The 15,732-nt window shown below is 61.6% G+C and carries 12 protein-coding genes; 1 reads left to right on the top strand and 11 read right to left on the bottom strand.

Annotation, left to right across the window (positions count from 1 at the left end; genetic code table 11):
* Positions 1-6: 6 nt before the first annotated feature.
* Positions 7-879 carry a methyl-accepting chemotaxis protein gene (locus tag PSH90_RS27420; RefSeq protein ID WP_370695128.1) on the top strand — a complete coding sequence of 291 codons (873 nt, stop codon included), beginning with the start codon at positions 7-9 and terminating at the stop codon, positions 877-879.
* Between the two features lie 250 nt (positions 880-1,129).
* Here the strand turns inward: PSH90_RS27420 and mdoH are convergent, their stop codons facing one another.
* The 11 genes from mdoH to PSH90_RS01720 all read right to left on the bottom strand — a co-directional run bounded on the left by mdoH (position 1,130) and on the right by PSH90_RS01720 (position 15,698).
* Positions 1,130-3,700 (bottom strand): glucans biosynthesis glucosyltransferase MdoH, encoded by a 2,571-nt coding sequence (gene mdoH / locus PSH90_RS01770; RefSeq protein WP_056787293.1) that lies wholly within the window; start codon positions 3,698-3,700, stop codon positions 1,130-1,132.
* The gene (locus PSH90_RS01765) at positions 3,693-5,474 is read right to left on the bottom strand and encodes a glucan biosynthesis protein G (protein WP_162098724.1); all 1,782 of its coding nucleotides are present in this window, start codon (positions 5,472-5,474) and stop codon (positions 3,693-3,695) included. Before PSH90_RS01765 ends, mdoH begins: the two co-directional genes overlap by 8 nt.
* Positions 5,475-5,779: 305 nt before the next feature.
* On the bottom strand, positions 5,780-6,217 hold the full coding sequence (gene dtd / locus PSH90_RS01760; protein WP_236168190.1) for a D-aminoacyl-tRNA deacylase: 438 nt from the start codon (positions 6,215-6,217) through the stop codon (positions 5,780-5,782).
* Positions 6,214-7,185 carry a prolyl aminopeptidase gene (gene pip / locus PSH90_RS01755; RefSeq protein WP_056787286.1) on the bottom strand — a complete coding sequence of 324 codons (972 nt, stop codon included), beginning with the start codon at positions 7,183-7,185 and terminating at the stop codon, positions 6,214-6,216. Before pip ends, dtd begins: the two co-directional genes overlap by 4 nt.
* 174 nt (positions 7,186-7,359) lie before the next feature.
* Complete coding sequence (gene hutG / locus PSH90_RS01750; protein ID WP_305382027.1) at positions 7,360-8,163, bottom strand: N-formylglutamate deformylase; 804 nt, start codon at positions 8,161-8,163, stop codon at positions 7,360-7,362.
* A 10-nt stretch (positions 8,164-8,173) separates the two neighbouring features.
* Complete coding sequence (gene hutI / locus PSH90_RS01745; protein WP_305382026.1) at positions 8,174-9,379, bottom strand: imidazolonepropionase; 1,206 nt, start codon at positions 9,377-9,379, stop codon at positions 8,174-8,176.
* Positions 9,380-9,623: 244 nt separating this feature from the next.
* Positions 9,624-11,156 carry a histidine ammonia-lyase gene (gene hutH / locus PSH90_RS01740; protein ID WP_056787278.1) on the bottom strand — a complete coding sequence of 511 codons (1,533 nt, stop codon included), beginning with the start codon at positions 11,154-11,156 and terminating at the stop codon, positions 9,624-9,626.
* 116 nt (positions 11,157-11,272) lie between these two features.
* Complete coding sequence (gene hutH / locus PSH90_RS01735) at positions 11,273-12,796, bottom strand: histidine ammonia-lyase (RefSeq protein WP_150638004.1); 1,524 nt, start codon at positions 12,794-12,796, stop codon at positions 11,273-11,275.
* 184 nt (positions 12,797-12,980) lie between these two features.
* Complete coding sequence (locus tag PSH90_RS01730; RefSeq protein WP_016772086.1) at positions 12,981-13,811, bottom strand: glycine betaine/L-proline ABC transporter ATP-binding protein; 831 nt, start codon at positions 13,809-13,811, stop codon at positions 12,981-12,983.
* Positions 13,808-14,659 carry a proline/glycine betaine ABC transporter permease gene (locus tag PSH90_RS01725; protein WP_016772087.1) on the bottom strand — a complete coding sequence of 284 codons (852 nt, stop codon included), beginning with the start codon at positions 14,657-14,659 and terminating at the stop codon, positions 13,808-13,810. The genes PSH90_RS01730 and PSH90_RS01725 overlap by 4 nt, the downstream gene beginning before the upstream one ends.
* A 70-nt stretch (positions 14,660-14,729) precedes the next feature.
* Entirely contained in the window at positions 14,730-15,698 is a 969-nt protein-coding gene (locus PSH90_RS01720; RefSeq protein ID WP_071174126.1) for an ABC transporter substrate-binding protein, read from the bottom strand.
* Positions 15,699-15,732: the final 34 nt, after the last annotated feature.

Here is a 15,732-nt window from a genome sequence, read left to right as displayed (position 1 = left end):
CGCTCGATGCAAAGCATGACCCAGGGCCTGCGCGAGTTGATCGGTGGCATCAGCGACGGCGTCACGCAGATCGCCAGCGCCGCTGAAGAACTTTCGGCGGTGACCGAGCAGACCAGCGCCGGGGTCAACAATCAGAAGGTGGAGACCGATCAGGTCGCCACCGCCATGAACGAAATGGCCGCCACCGTGCAGGAAGTCGCACGCAACGCTGAAGAAGCCTCAGAGGCCGCTGTCGCCGCTGACCAACAGGCCCGTGAAGGCGACAAGGTCGTCGGCGAAGCCATCGCCCAGATCGAGCGTCTGGCAATCGAGGTGGGTCACTCCACTGAAGCCATGGGCGAGCTCAAGCGTGAAAGCGACAAGATCGGCAGCGTCCTCGACGTGATCAAGTCTGTTGCCCAACAAACCAACCTGTTGGCCCTCAACGCTGCCATCGAAGCGGCCCGTGCCGGGGAAGCCGGGCGTGGTTTCGCCGTGGTTGCCGATGAAGTGCGCAGCCTTGCCCAGCGCACGCAGAAGTCCACCGAAGAGATCGAAGAGCTGATCGTCGGCCTGCAAAACGGTACCCAGCAAGTGGCGACGATCATGGACAACAGCCGCAGCCTCACCGACAGCAGCGTCGAACTGACCCGGCGTGCCGGTGGCTCACTGGAGAGCATCACCCGCACCGTCTCGGCGATCCAGGCGATGAACCAGCAGATCGCCGCCGCTGCCGAGCAGCAGAGCGCCGTGGCCGAAGAGATCAACCGCAGCGTGCTGAACGTGCGCGATGTGTCCGATCAGACCTCGGCGGCGAGCGAGGAGACTGCCGCATCCAGCGTTGAATTGGCGCGACTGGGCACGCATCTGCAGATGCTGGTAGGCCGTTTCAAAGTCTGAGTTGATGCACAACCCCGGTTTGCCTGAAACCGAGGTGATGCCATTCGCGAGCAGGCTCGCTCCCACAGGGAAACGCATTCCAAGGTGGGAGCGAGCCTGCTCGCGAAGGCAGCGGCGCGGTCTGCGCGTCGTAGGTAACGGGCGCGCCAATTTGGCGACGGATGCTATGCACTGGTTTTAGGCTTTATCCGGATTTGTTCGCAAATCAGCGGACATAAAAAAACCCCGCTGAATCAGCGGGGTTCTTTTATCAGGCCGGCTGAGCCTGCAGGCTCACCGGTCGCAGCGGCAGCAACGGCGCGTGCGGATCGGCTTTCACCGAAGCGCGCCAAGCATCGAGCCACTCGGCAAGCCCTTCGGCCCAGACCTGCTCGTGCAAACGTGCCAGTGCAACAGGGTCGCTGAGCAGTTGCAGACGATCATGGTTGTTCAGCCCGGCCGGGCCGACCTTGATCGCGTGGCGCACACGTTCCTGACGCAGCCACTCGATCGGCTCGGCCTGGCCGTGACGCGAGGTCGCCAGCGAGCACGCCAAGGCGTTCTGCTGAGGATCGACCACGGCGCGGACGAAGCCGTCGTTGAGGGCGTGATAGCGGTTTTCGTGGGTGTACTGATCGGTTGCCAGCAAGGCCTGTGGCGGATTGTATTCCTCAGGGATGAGGAACAGGCTCTCGTCACGGGTCTTCAGACCAAGGCCGACACGGCTGGAGATCACCGAGACCGGGATCGACAGCATCAGCGAACCGACGATCGGCACCAGCCACCAGAGGAAGCTCGGGTTCAACCAGATCACCAGCAGCGCCCACAAGAAGCCCAGCAACGTCTGCGGACCGTGGCGCTTGACCGCTTCGCTCCACGGCGTCGAGTCGTCGTCACGCTGCGGCGAGTTCCAGGTCGCGGCCCAGCCGAGGAACGCGGCGAGGACGAAGCGGGTGTGGAAAATCATCCGCACCGGCGCCAGCAGCATGGAGAACAGCATCTCCAGCAGCATCGACAGGGTCACCTTGAACTTGCCGCCGAACTCTTTCGCACCCTTGGCCCAGATCAGGATGATGCTCAACAGCTTCGGCAGGAACAGCAGCACGATGGTCGTCGAGAACAGCGCGATGGCCTTGTCCGGGTGCCATTGCGGCCACAGCGGATAGAGCTGGCGCGGTTCGAGGAAGTACTGCGGCTCCATCAGCGTGTTCACCGCCAGCAGCGCGGTCGACAACACCAGGAAGAAGAACCACAACGGCGCCGACAGGTAGGACATCACGCCGGTGAGGAACACCGCGCGGTGCACCGGGTGCATGCCCTTGACCAGGAACAGGCGGAAGTTCATCAGGTTGCCGTGGCACCAGCGACGGTCACGCTTGAGCTCGTCGAGCAGGTTCGGCGGCAACTCTTCGTAACTGCCCGGCAGGTCGTAGGCAATCCACACGCCCCAACCGGCACGGCGCATCAGCGCAGCTTCGACGAAGTCGTGGGAAAGGATTGCACCGGAGAACGCGCCTTTGCCCGGCAACGGCGCCAGAGCGCAGTGGTCGATGAACGGCTTCATGCGGATGATCGCGTTGTGACCCCAGTAGTGGGATTCACCCAACTGCCAGAAGTGCAGACCGGCGGTAAACAGCGGGCCGTACACACGGGTGGCGAACTGCTGCATGCGCGCATACAGGGTGTCCATGCCCGACGCACGCGGCGCGGTCTGGATGATCCCGGCGTCCGGCGTGGCTTCCATCAAGCGCACCAGACTGGTCAGGCACTCACCGCTCATCACCGAGTCGGCGTCGAGCACGACCATGTACTTGTAGTCACCGCCCCAACGACGGCAGAAGTCGTCGAGGTTGCCGCTCTTGCGCTTCACACGACGGCGACGACGGCGATAGAAGATCTTGCCGAAGCCCTTGGCTTCGCGGCAGACGTCCAGCCAGGCCTGCTGCTCGGCGACGCAGATATCGGTGTCGTTACTGTCGCTGAGAACGAAAAAGTCGAAGCGATCCAGATCACCGGTGGCCGCTACCGATTCGAACGTCGCACGCAGACCGGCGAATACACGCGGCACGTCTTCGTTGCAGATCGGCATTACCAGCGCAGTACGCGCGTCTTTGGGAATCGGCTCGTTACCGGCGCTTTTCCCGGAAATACGGTATTTATCGTGGCCGGTGAGCAACTCGAGGAAGCCCATCAGTGCGGTCCAGAAACCGGCCGATACCCAGCAGAACAGAATCCCGAACAGAATCAGGATGCTGGTTTGCAGCGCATACGGCAGCACTTGCGTGGCGGTTTGCAGCAGCGGCTGATGCAGGACTTCTTCCAGATCGACGAACGACCAGCCCTGGTACGGCATGATGCCTTTCATGTACCAACCGGCAACGATGGTCTGGCCGAGCATCAGCAGCAACAGGATGTAGCGACGGATCGAGCCGACGGTGCGCCAGCGCGCGGCCGGCAGGACGTTGGCGTCCTTCGGCGGCTGCGGCGGGTTGGTGCGCCCGGTCAGACGGCGCCAGCCACGCACCAGAATATTGGTGCGCCATGGCTCCGGCACGACCTTGGTGCGGCGGATTGGCGGGGTCGCCTTGAGGCTGACCCGACCACTGGCGTCGAGCACCAGCATTTCCGCTTCGGCCAGTTCTTCGGCAGTGCTCAGGGTCAGGCGCTTGCCCACCGAAGCCTGGGCGGCTTCGGCAGGGGCGTCGAATGTCGAGGACGACAGGCGTTCATGCAGCTCGCTGAACGACTGGCAACCCGCGAGTTCCGCGCGTTGCTCGTCGGTCATCGGCAGATGCGCCAGATACTCGGACAGAGTCTCTGGCTGGACTGGTGAATTACTCATCGGCAGGCAACTGATAGCTCCAGGTCTCGGTCAGGACTTCTTCAGTCGGCGCCGATTCCGGTGTGGCTGGGGCCGCGTCGGCAGCGACTGGCTGCTTGGCGTCTTTGTTGGCCTTGTCCTTGGCGTCGGCTGCAGGCTTGGCTTCAGCCTGTTTGGCTTCGGCGGCCTTGGCTTCCTTGTCGAGTTTTTCCTGTTGCTTGGCGGCAACCTTGTCAGCCTTGGCGACCGACGAATTGGACGCCGGCACCGATTTGCCCAGATCTGCGGTGACCACCGGCTGAACCAGGGCGGCACGCATTTCGGTTGCCTTGCTCGGGTCCTTGATCTTCATCCGCAGGGTCAGGCGCCAGCCCTTGGTTTCCGGGTTGTAGCGCACGCTGTTCTCGACCAGTTCGGCGTTGTCACCGACGCTGACCTGACTGCGCACGTCGGCATCCGGCGTCAGGGCCGCCAGCGACGGGCCTTCGAAGTCGACCAGATAGGCCACGCTGCCATCGGGCTGACGGATCAGGTTCGATTGCTTGACGTCACCGGTCGAACGCAGGGTCTGCGCCACCCAGGCGCTGTCCGGCGCATGGAGTGCTGCTTCGTCCATGGTCCAGTGCATACGGTAGGCGAAGTCCAGCGGCTGGCCTGGCTCCGGCATTTTTTCCGGGCTCCAGAACGCAACGATGTTGTCGTTGGTTTCGTCAGCGGTCGGAATCTCTACCAGATCGACAGTGCCCTTGCCCCACTCGCCCTTCGGCTCGATCCAGGCACTTGGGCGCTTGTCGTAGCGGTCGTCGAGGTCTTCGTAGTGGCTGAAATCACGGCCACGCTGCAGCAGACCGAAACCACGCGGGTTCTCGACGCTGAAGTTGCTCACAGCCAGATGTTTCGGGTTGTTCAGTGGGCGCCAGATCCACTCGCCGTTGCCGGCATGGATCGACAGACCGCTGGAGTCGTGCAGTTCACGACGGTAGTTGAGGACTTTCGACGGCTGGTTGGCGCCGAACAGGAACATGCTGGTCAGCGGCGCGATGCCCAGTTTGCCGACCTTGTCACGCAGGAACATCTGCGCCTTGACGTCGACGATGGTGTCGCTGCCCGGACGCAGGATCAAACGGTAGGCACCAGTGGCACGCGGCGAGTCGAGCAGAGCAAAGATCACCAGGTGCTTGTCGCCCGGCTTGGGCTGCTGAATCCAGAACTCGCGGAAACGCGGGAACTCTTCACCCGACGGCAGCGCGGTATCGATCGCCAGACCACGGGCCGACAGACCGTAGGTGTGGCCTTTGCCAACGACGCGGAAGTAACTCGCGCCGAGCATGGTCATGATCTCGTCTTGCTTGTCGGCCTTGTTGATCGGGTACAGCACACGGAAACCGGCATAACCCAGTTGCTCGGTGGCTTTCGGATCGAATTTCAGATCGCCGAAATCGAAGCGGCTCGGATCGTATTTGATCTCCGAGACGGTATTGGTGGTGATTTCGTTGATTTTCACCGGTGTATCGAAGTGCATACCCTGGTGATAGAAGGAGAGCTTGAACGGCGTCTTCTGATCGGCCCACTCAGCCTTTTCGGTGAGGAAGCGGATCTTCTGGTAGTCCGCGAACTTCATTTCGCGGAATTCGTTCGGCAGGTTGCTGCGCGGGGCTTCGAACTTCTGCCCGGCCAGCTCTTTGGCCTTGGCCGATACGTCGTCAAGATTGAACGCCCAAAGCTGACCGGCGCTGAGCAGGCACAGGAGCGCCGAACCCGCTACCAGAGCACTTCGCATGCGTTTGGCAGACATTTTTGCTGCATTACAGGGACTAACAATCACGAGCAACCCTCGCCGAAAACAGATCAATAAACCAACGGCCAGCTATCTTTATGCCAGGTTGGCGAGCATTGTTCCGACTCCGCCGGGGCAAAATGATTCCCCAATCGGATCCAGACAAGTCTCTACCTAAGTCAAAACGGATCAACGAATGTCGATCCCCGCAGCGCGCGATTATCTAGTAGCCCGGATGACAACGCATCAGGGGTAACAAAGTATTTATCGCGAAAACAGCCTAAAAACAGTCGAAATTTCCGAAAAAGGTGTTTCAGGCACTGTCAGGTCTGTAACAAAAAGGTAACCGGGCCATCGTTGACCAGGTGCACCTGCATATCGGCGCCGAATCTACCTGATGCCACAGTGCCATGCACCTGTTTCGCCTGGCTCAATAAATAGTCGAACAATTCCTCACCCAGTGCCGGCGGTGCGGCCGTGGAAAAGCTCGGGCGCAGGCCGCTTTTGGTGTCGGCGGCAAGTGTGAACTGAGAGACCAGCAGCAACCCGCCACCCACATCCGCCAGGGACAGATTCATCTTGCCCTCGGCGTCACTGAATACTCGATAGTTAAGCAGCTTATGCAGAAGTTTGTCGGCGCTGGTACGCGTATCGTCGGGTTCTACCGCGACCAGCACGAGCAAACCCTGATCGATTGCGCCGACAATCTCCCCAGTGACTTCAACCCGCGCGCCGCGTACGCGCTGTAACAGCGCCTTCATGCTTCTTCGAGTGGCAAGTCGAGCAGGCGCTGGGCCATTTTGCTCGCCGCGCGCACCAGCGCATCGGTGATGCCTGGCTCGGACGCGGCGTGGCCGGCGTCGCGGATCACCTGCAATTCGCTGTTCGGCCAGGCCTGGTGCAATTCCCAGGCGTTGTCGAGCGGGCAGATCACGTCGTAGCGACCGTGAATGATCACGCCGGGCAGATGAGCGATCTTGCCCATGTCGCGGATCAGCTGGTTCGGCTCAAGGAAGGCGTTGTTGGTGAAGTAGTGGCATTCGATCCGCGCGATCGACAGCGCGCGCTGCGGCTCGGAGAAACGATCGACCACCAGCGGGTTCGGCCGCAGGGTCGCGGTACGCCCTTCCCAGGTCGACCACGCCTTCGCTGCATGCATCTGGGCGATCTGGTCGTTGCCGGTCAGGCGTTTGTGGAAAGCACTGAGCAGGTCGTCGCGCTCGTCCAGCGGGATCGGCGCGATGTAGTCCTGCCAGTAATCCGGGAATAGACGGCTGGCGCCGGCCTGATAGAACCATTCGATTTCCTGCGGACGGCAGAGGAAAATCCCGCGCAGAATCAGACCGTGCACGCGCTCCGGGTGGGTTTGCGCGTAGGCCAACGCCAGGGTCGAACCCCAGGAGCCGCCGAACAGCACCCATTTTTCAATGCCCAGGTGTTTGCGGATGCGCTCAAGGTCTTCGACCAGATCCCAGGTGGTGTTGTTTTCCAGGCTGGCGTGCGGGGTGGAGCGACCGCAGCCGCGCTGGTCGAAGGTGACGATGCGATACAGATTCGGATCGAAATAGCGTCGGCTCTGGGCGTCGCAGCCGGCGCCGGGGCCACCGTGGATGAATACAACCGGCAATCCTTCCGGCGAGCCGCTTTCATCGACGTACAGCGTATGGGTGTCATCGACAGCCAGATCGTGCCGGGCGTGGGGTTTGATCTGCGGAAACAAAGTCTGCATTGCGCGCTCCGTAAGGGGTCGAGGTCATCCCTGGGGGGACTCGTATTATTCTGCCGTTGGGCATCATAAACCCGATTTGCGTCAATGAGCATGCTCCGGGGCCTGATCGTTCCCACGCTCTGCGTGGGAACGATCAAACGGACGCCTTCGCGAGCAGGCTCGCTCCCACAGGGGTTAGGCGCTGTAGTGAGATTTTGCCCAGGCCAGATAGCCCTGCAGCAATTCCCTGAGCACCACCCGCGTCGGCTCGGCCAGGTCAGCGCGGTAGCGGAACGGTTCGAACTCTTCCATGTAGGTGGACTGGCACAGTTCCAGCTGCACGGCGTGGATGTTCTGCGCCGGATCGCCGTACTGGCGGGTGATGTGCCCGCCCTTGAAGCGACCGTTGAGCACATGGGTGAACTGCGCGTGCTGCGCACAGATCGCTTCCAGTTGACTCGCCAGTTGCGGATCACAACTGGCGCCATTGAACGTGCCGAGGTTGAAGTCTGGCAGTTTGCCGTCGAACAGGTGCGGGATGAGCGAGCGGATCGAGTGCGCATCGAACAACAGCGCGTAACCGAATTCGGCTTTCAGTCGCGCCAGTTCCTCCTGCAAGGTGCGGTGATACGGCGTCCAGATCTGCTCCAGGTATGTTGCGCGCTCCTCTTTCGACGGCTCCTGCCCCTCCTCAAACAACGGAATGCCGTCGAACAACGTCGCCGGATACAACCCGGTGGTCGCCCCGGCATACAACGGCTTGTCGTCGGACGGCCGGTTGAGGTCGATGACGAAACGCGAATACTCGGCAGCCAGGGTGCTGGCGCCCAGTTCCTCGGCAAAATCGTAGAGCTGCGGGATATGCCAGTCGGTGTCCGGCAAACTCTTCGCGGCGGGGATCAACCCGGCTTCGACCGCCGGGGTCAGACGCACGCCGGCGTGGGGCATGCTGATCAGCAGCGGCACGCGGCCTTGTTTGAAATTCAGAACCTTGTCCACAACCGCCCTCCTAGAAATTCGATTCGACGCCGTGACGCACGACGCGCTTGTCCAGATCGCCACCGAGCCAATAGGCCAGATCCGCTGGACGCTCGATGTCCCACGCCACGAAATCAGCGACCTTGCCGACCTCCAGCGAGCCGTGGGTATCGGCCATGCCCAACGCCTGCGCGGCATGAAGGGTCGCCCCGGCCAGGGCTTCTTCCGGAGTCATGCGAAAACAGGTGCAGGCCATGTTCAGCATCAGGCGCAACGACAGCGCTGGCGAGGTGCCGGGATTTAAGTCGCTGGCGATGGCGATTTTCACCTTGTGCTTGCGCAGCGCTTCCATCGGCGGCAACTGGGTTTCGCGCAAAAAGTAGAACGCGCCCGGTAGCAGCACGGCGACGGTGTCGGCAGCGGCCATGGCGATCGCGTCGTCCTCGTCCATGAACTCCAGGTGATCGGCGGACAAGGCTTTGTAGCGTGCGGCGAGGCTGGAACCATGCAGCGAGGACAATTGCTCGGCGTGGAGTTTCACCGGCAGACCGAGTTGTTGCGCGGCGACGAACACCCGCTCGACCTGCTCCGGCGAAAACGCCAGGTATTCGCAGAACGCATCCACGGCATCGACCAGACCTTCGGCGGCAAGGGCCGGAAGCATCTGCTCGCAGACCAGATCGATGTAATCGTCGGCGCGATCCTTGTACTCCGGCGGCAACGCGTGCGCCGCCAGGCAAGTGCTGCGGACGCTGATCGGCAGCTCTTCGGCCAGGCGCCGGATGACCCGCAGCAGCTTGCGCTCATTGGCCAGATCGAGACCGTAGCCCGACTTCATTTCCACCGTGGTCACGCCGTCGCGCATCAGGCTTTTCAAGCGCTTGGCGGCGCTGGCGAACAGCTCGTCCTCAGTGGCTTCGCGAGTGGCGCGCACGGTGCTGGCGATGCCGCCGCCCTGCGCGGCGATCTCGGCGTAGCTGACGCCTTGCAGACGCTGCTCGAACTCGCCGCTGCGGTTGCCGCCGAACACGGTGTGGGTGTGGCAGTCGATCAGACCGGGGGTGACCCACGCACCCTGCAAATCATTGACCGCCGGGTATTCGCCGGACGGCAATTGAGTGCGCGGGCCGATCCACTCGATCAGCGTGCCGGACGTCACGATCGCGGCATCCTCGATGATCGAATAGGCGCCGTTGGCCATGGTTGCGACGTGGCAGTGTTGCCAGAGGGTTTTCACTGTTGGCCTCCGTTTGGGTTTGTATGGTGAGCAGCCTCAAAAGCCCCTCACCCTAGCCCTCTCCCAGAGGGAGAGGGGACTGACCGTGTTGTTCTGTCGAGATATGCCGACCTGAAATTTCTCAGCCGAACTCACGTTGCGAAAACAATGAAGATCGGCTCCCTTCCCCCTCTCCCCCTTGGGGGAGAGGGCTGGGGTGAGGGGGATCGATTTCACTAACAATACAAATCTCCCCGTAAAGCGCTTACAAACTAGGCAACAACTGCCCAGCAACAAGCTCGGTCAAGCACCGCGAAGCCAGCAATTCAGTCGCCGCATTGATGTCCGGCGCAAAGAAGCGGTCCTTCTCATAGAACGGCACTTCCTTGCGCAAGATCGCCCGCGCCTGTTCCAGCTTCGGCGAAGTCTTCAGGCCGTTGCGCAGATCCAGGCCCTGCACTGCCGCCAGCCACTCCACGGCGAGAATGCCGCGAGTGTTCTCAGCCATTTCCCACAGGCGCTTGCCTGCCGCCGGGGCCATCGACACGTGGTCTTCCTGGTTGGCCGAGGTCGGCAGGCTGTCCACCGAATGCGGGTGGGACAACGCCTTGTTTTCGCTGGCCAGCGCCGCAGCGGTGACCTGGGCGATCATGAAACCGGAGTTCACCCCGCCATTGGCCACCAGGAACGGCGGCAGTTGCGACATGTGCTTGTCCATCATCAGCGAGATGCGGCGTTCGCTCAGCGAGCCGATTTCAGCGATGGCCAGGGCCATGTTGTCAGCGGCCATGGCTACCGGTTCGGCGTGGAAGTTGCCGCCGGAAATCACGTCGCCTTCAGCGGCGAAGACCAAGGGGTTGTCGGAAACCGCGTTGGCTTCGACCGCCAGCACTTCAGCGGCCTGGCGGAACTGGGTCAGGCAGGCGCCCATGACTTGCGGCTGGCAGCGCAGCGAATACGGGTCCTGGACCTTGTCGCAGTTCTGATGCGAGGCGGAGACTTCGCTGCGCTCACCGAGCAGATCGCGGTAGGCCGCAGCGGCATCGATCTGCCCTCTCTGCCCACGCGCGGCATGAATGCGCGCGTCGAACGGCGAGCGCGAACCGAGCACGGCTTCTACGGTGAGACTGCCCAGCGCCACTGCACCGGCAAACAGATCTTCGCCTTCGAACAGGCCGCGCAAGGCAAACGCTGTGGAAACCTGGGTACCGTTGAGCAGCGCCAGACCTTCTTTAGCCGCTAAAGTCAGCGGCGCCAGGCCTGCGACTTTCAGTGCTTCGGTGGCTTCAAGCCATTCGCCCTTGTAGCGCGCCTTGCCCTCGCCCAGCAGCACCAGCGACATGTGCGCCAACGGCGCCAGATCCCCCGACGCACCGACCGAACCTTTCAGCGGAATGTGCGGATAGACCTCGGCATTGATCAGCGCGATCAGCGCATCGATCACCTGCCGACGGATGCCGGAAAAACCACGGCTGAGACTGTTGACCTTGAGCACCATGATCAGTCGCACAAGGTCATCGCTGATCGGCTGGCCGACGCCGGCAGCGTGCGAGAGCACCAGCGAACGCTGCAGGTTCTCCAGGTCTTCGCTGGCGATGCGCGTCGAGGCCAGCAGGCCGAAACCGGTGTTGATGCCGTAGGCGGTGCGGTTCTCGGCGAGGATCTGTTCGACGCAGGCGACGCTGGCCTCGATCTGCGCGCTGGCGCTGTTGTCGAGGGTCAGTGTGACCGGGTTCTGATAGACGTCACGCAGTTGGGCCAGGCTCAGTTGGCCGGGGATCAGATTCAGCGCAGTCATTAAAATGCTCCTGTCAGGCATTGTTATTAACTACCAGTCGCTCCGGAGCATTCCGTTATCCGTCGTTTCTCGTCTTGTGAACGATCCACGCCTTGGCACGCTGGTATGGGTAGTTGTCAGTGCAAATTCGGTAGAACGTTGTGCGGCAGATTCGGGTCTTTCAGCACGGTCGCAGCGGCAGCGATATCCGGCGCCAGCCAGCGATCCTGATCGTAGGCGGGGACCGTTTCGCGCAGCAGTTTCCACGCGCAGTCAGTGCCCACGCCAAAGCGCTGTTCCTTGAGGAATTCAAACGCCTGCGCCGCCAGCAGGTATTCAATCGCGAGGATCTGCGTGCAGTTTTCCAGCGCGCGATGCAGCTTCAGCGCGGCGTTGGTGCCCATGCTCAGGTGATCTTCCTGCAGGCCCGAGGTGATGTAGTTGTCGAGTACCGCCGGTTGCGCCAATTGACGGTTTTCCGCACACAGCGAGGCGGCGACGTATTGCACGATCATCATCCCCGAGTTGACCCCGGGATTGGCCACCAGAAACGCCGGCAGACCGCTGACGTGCGGATTGACCAAACGGTCCAGACGGCGCTCGGCAATCGAGCCGATTTCGGCCATGGCAATCGCCAGCAGATCCGCCGCCATCGCCACGGATTGACCGTGCGGGTTGGCCTGCGACATCACCCGGAAATTGTCCGGTGTGCCCAGCAGTAACGGGTTGTCGGTGCAGCCGTTGAGTTCGGCTTCCACCTGTTTGATTGCGTGCTCCAATTGATCACGCGCGGCGCCATGCACCTGCGGGATCGAGCGGATGCTCAGCGCGTCCTGAGTGCGAATGCCTTTGCTTGCGGCGATCACTTGGCTGCCATCGAGTAATGCACGCAGATTTTCGCCGACCTGCTGCATGCCCGGATGCGGCTTGAGCGCAATGATCTCGGCATCGAACGCATCGATCTGGCCGCGCTGGGCTTCGAAACTCATCGCACCAATGACATCGGCCCATTGCAACAGCCGCGTAGCATCAGCTATCGCCAGGCAACTGAGGCCGGTCATGCAAGGCGTGCCGTTGACCAGACACAAGCCATCCTTCGCGCCGAGCTGCACAGGTTGCAGGCCCTCTTCGGCCAGCGCCTGTTGCGCCGAAATGATCTGCCCGCGATAACTGACATTGCCAACGCCGAGCAGCGCGATGCCGATGTGCGCCATGTGCGTCAGGTAACCCACCGAACCCTGCGACGGCACCTGCGGGGTGATGCCGCGATTGAGCAGCGCCAGCAGCCCTTCGACCACACGCCGATGCAGGCCGGACTTGCCGTGGCTGTAGTTGTGAACAGCAGCGCAGATGATTGCGCGGGTCTGCTCGTCGCTGAGCACCGGGCCGACACCGCAGGCATGGCTGAGCAAGGTGTTGCGCGAGAGTTGGCTGAGCTGTTCGTCCTGCAGCGAGACGTTGGACAGACCGCCCAGACCGGTGTTGACGCCATAGGCGCGCTCGCCGCTGGCGACGATGCGCTGGACGATGGCCTGAGCATTATCGATGCGCGCCCAGGTTTCGCTGGACAGTTCCAGCAGCGCACCGTGCCGGGCAACGGCGACCACGTCCTGCCAACGCAGAGGGCTGCCTGTGATAACGATTTTTTCAGCCTGGGACATCTAAAACCTCATACCAATTCTGTTGATGCCGGTAACCCTGTGGCGAGGGGATTTATCCCCGTTGGGTGGCGAAGCCGCCCCAAACCATGCCCGCAAATCCGTCAGACAGACCGCAGTGGCCGGTTTTACGACTGCTTCGCAGCCGAACGGGGATAAATCCCCTCGCCACAACGGCCACTCAGTCTCAGACCACTGCCGCGCGCCGCTGCACGAACCGGTCGACATACTCATCCGCCGGCGAGTGCAGGATCTCTCTTGGCGTACCCACCTGGATCAACCGGCCATCCTTGAGAATCGCGATGCGATTGCCGATGCGCACGGCTTCGTCGAGGTCGTGGGTGATGAAGACGATGGTTTTGTGCAGGGTCTTTTGCAGTTCCAGCAACTGGTCCTGCATCTCGGCGCGGATCAACGGATCCAGCGCACTGAATGCTTCATCCATGAGGATGATGTCGGTGTCCGCCGCCAATGCACGGGCGAGGCCGACGCGCTGACGCATGCCGCCGGAGAGCTGGTGCGGGTATTTGTTTTCGTAGCCTTTTAGACCGACGGTGTTGATCCAGTGCAGCGCGCGTTCGGCGCAGACCTGCTTGCTCTCGCCGCGCACTTTCAGGCCGTAGGCGACGTTATCGAGCACGGTTTTGTGCGGCAGCAGGCCGAAGCTCTGGAACACCATGCTGATCTTGTGTCGGCGAAATTCGCGCAGGGCGTCCATGTCGTACTGCAGGATGTCCTCGCCATCGACCAGAATCGCCCCGCTGGTAGGATCGATCAGGCGATTGAAGTGGCGCACCAGGGTGGATTTGCCCGAGCCGGACAGGCCCATGATCACAAAGATTTCGCCAGTGCCGATACTTAGCGACAAGTCATTAACGCCGACCACGCAACCGGTTTCGTTGAGCACCTGATCCTTGCTCTTGCCCTGGCCGACCATGGCCAGCGCATCCTTGGCGCGGTTGCCGAAAATCTTGAAGACGTTGCGCACTTCGATCTTGCTCACGCTTGCGTTGCTCATTTGCTCACCTCGTGGCGTGGCCGACCGTACGCTTGAGTAATGCGGTCGATGACCACAGCGAGAATCACGATCGCCAGCCCGGCTTCGAGGCCACGGCCGACGTTAAGGGTCTGAATCCCCACCAGCACGTCTTCACCGAGGCCACGGGCGCCGATCATCGAGGCGATCACCACCATCGACAGGGCCATCATCGTGGTCTGGTTGATCCCGGCCATGATGCTTGGCAGCGCCAGCGGCAGTTGCACGCCGAACAGTTGCTGCCAGCGGTTGGCGCCGAAGGCGTTGATCGCTTCCATCACTTCACCGTCAACCTGGCGAATGCCCAGATCAGTCAAGCGAATAAGCGGCGGCGCGGCGTAGATCACCGTGGCGAAAATCGCCGGCACCTTGCCCAGGCCGAACAGCATCAGCACCGGAATCAGGTACACGAAACTCGGCATGGTCTGCATGATGTCGAGCAGCGGCATCAGCACCGAACGCAGGCGATTGCTGCGTGCAGAGAGGATCCCCAGCGGGATACCGATCAGCACCGAAATGATCGTCGCGACCATCATCAGCGCCAGGGTCTGCATGAGTTTGTCCCACAGGCCAACCGCGCCCACCAGAAACAACAGACCGACAATCACGGCGGTGGTCACCACTTTGCGCGTGGCGTGCCAGGCGATGACACCGACGATTGCCAGCATCAACCACCACGGCGCCGCACGCAGCAAACCTTCGAGACTGACGATGGCCCACAACAGCGTGTCGGAGATATGCCGGAACACGTCGCCGTAGTTGGTCACCAGCGAATCGACCCAACCGTTGACCCAGTCGGCGATGGAAAAGGTAAAGCTTTCGGGAAACATAAGGGACTCTCAATCAAGGGGTTGCGATCAAGCGTCCGGCTGCCGTGGCTGGCAGCCGGGGAAACCTGACCTACAAGGCCGCGTCGATTTTCTTGGCTGCGTCGTCGCTCACCCATGCGTGCCAGACTTCAGGATGTTCCTTGAGGAAGATTTTCGCCAGTTTTGCCGACTCGATACGTTCCTTGGCCATGCGCCCGAGGTTCTGATTGAGCAGGTCGATCGGCAGGTTGACCTTTTCCAGCACGGCGACCAGTTCCGGGGCTTCGTCGTGGAAGGTTTTCGACAGGCCGACCTTGATGCTGACGGTCTTGTCGACGCCGGGTTTCTCTTCCAGTTTGACTGCATCGATCTGGCCCATCAGCGGAGTCGGCGACCAGTAGTAGAAGAGGATCGGCTCGCCACGCTTGTAGCTCGACAGCACCGCCGCATCCAGCGCGGGGCCTGTGCCCGGGCGGAAGTTGGTGTAACTGTTTTCCAGGCCATAACTCTTGAGCATTTCGCTGTTGTCGAGCTCGCAGGTCCAGCCGGCCGGGCAGTTATAGAAACGGCCCTTGGACGGCTCTTCGGCGTCCTTGAACACGGCGGAATACTTGCCCAGATCAGCGATGTTTTTCAGGTCCGGGGCTTTCGCCTCAAGCTTGCGCTTGGCGTCGCCTTCGATCACGTAACGCGGCACGTACCAGCCTTCGACAGCGCCCACCACCGGTGCACCGACGCCGACGACCTTGCCGGCCTTCTCGGCCTTGTTCCAGACCTCGCTGCGGCCGACCCACTCTTCGGCAAACACTTGAATATCGTTGCTGCTCAGGGCGTTTTCCATGGTGATGGAATTGCCCGGCAGGCTGTCGGTCTTGCAGCCGTAACCTTTCTCCAGCACCACTTGCAGCACGTCGGTCAGGAGCATGCCGCTTTCCCAGTTCAGCCCGGCAAATTTCACCGGTTTGCCCGATTCGCACCAGCCGGCGGCTTGCGTCGCGCCGGCACTGGCCAACAGGCCCATGGACAGCAATGTGGTCAGCAGGGTCTTGTTCGATTTCATTGTCGTGACGCTCCTAATCATGAATGGGCTTACG

This window comes from Pseudomonas sp. FP1762, from assembly GCF_030687105.1.
Taxonomy (GTDB): domain Bacteria; phylum Pseudomonadota; class Gammaproteobacteria; order Pseudomonadales; family Pseudomonadaceae; genus Aquipseudomonas; species Aquipseudomonas siliginis.
Note: the sequence above shows the minus strand (reverse complement) of the source record. Positions and strands in the feature narration are given on the sequence as shown.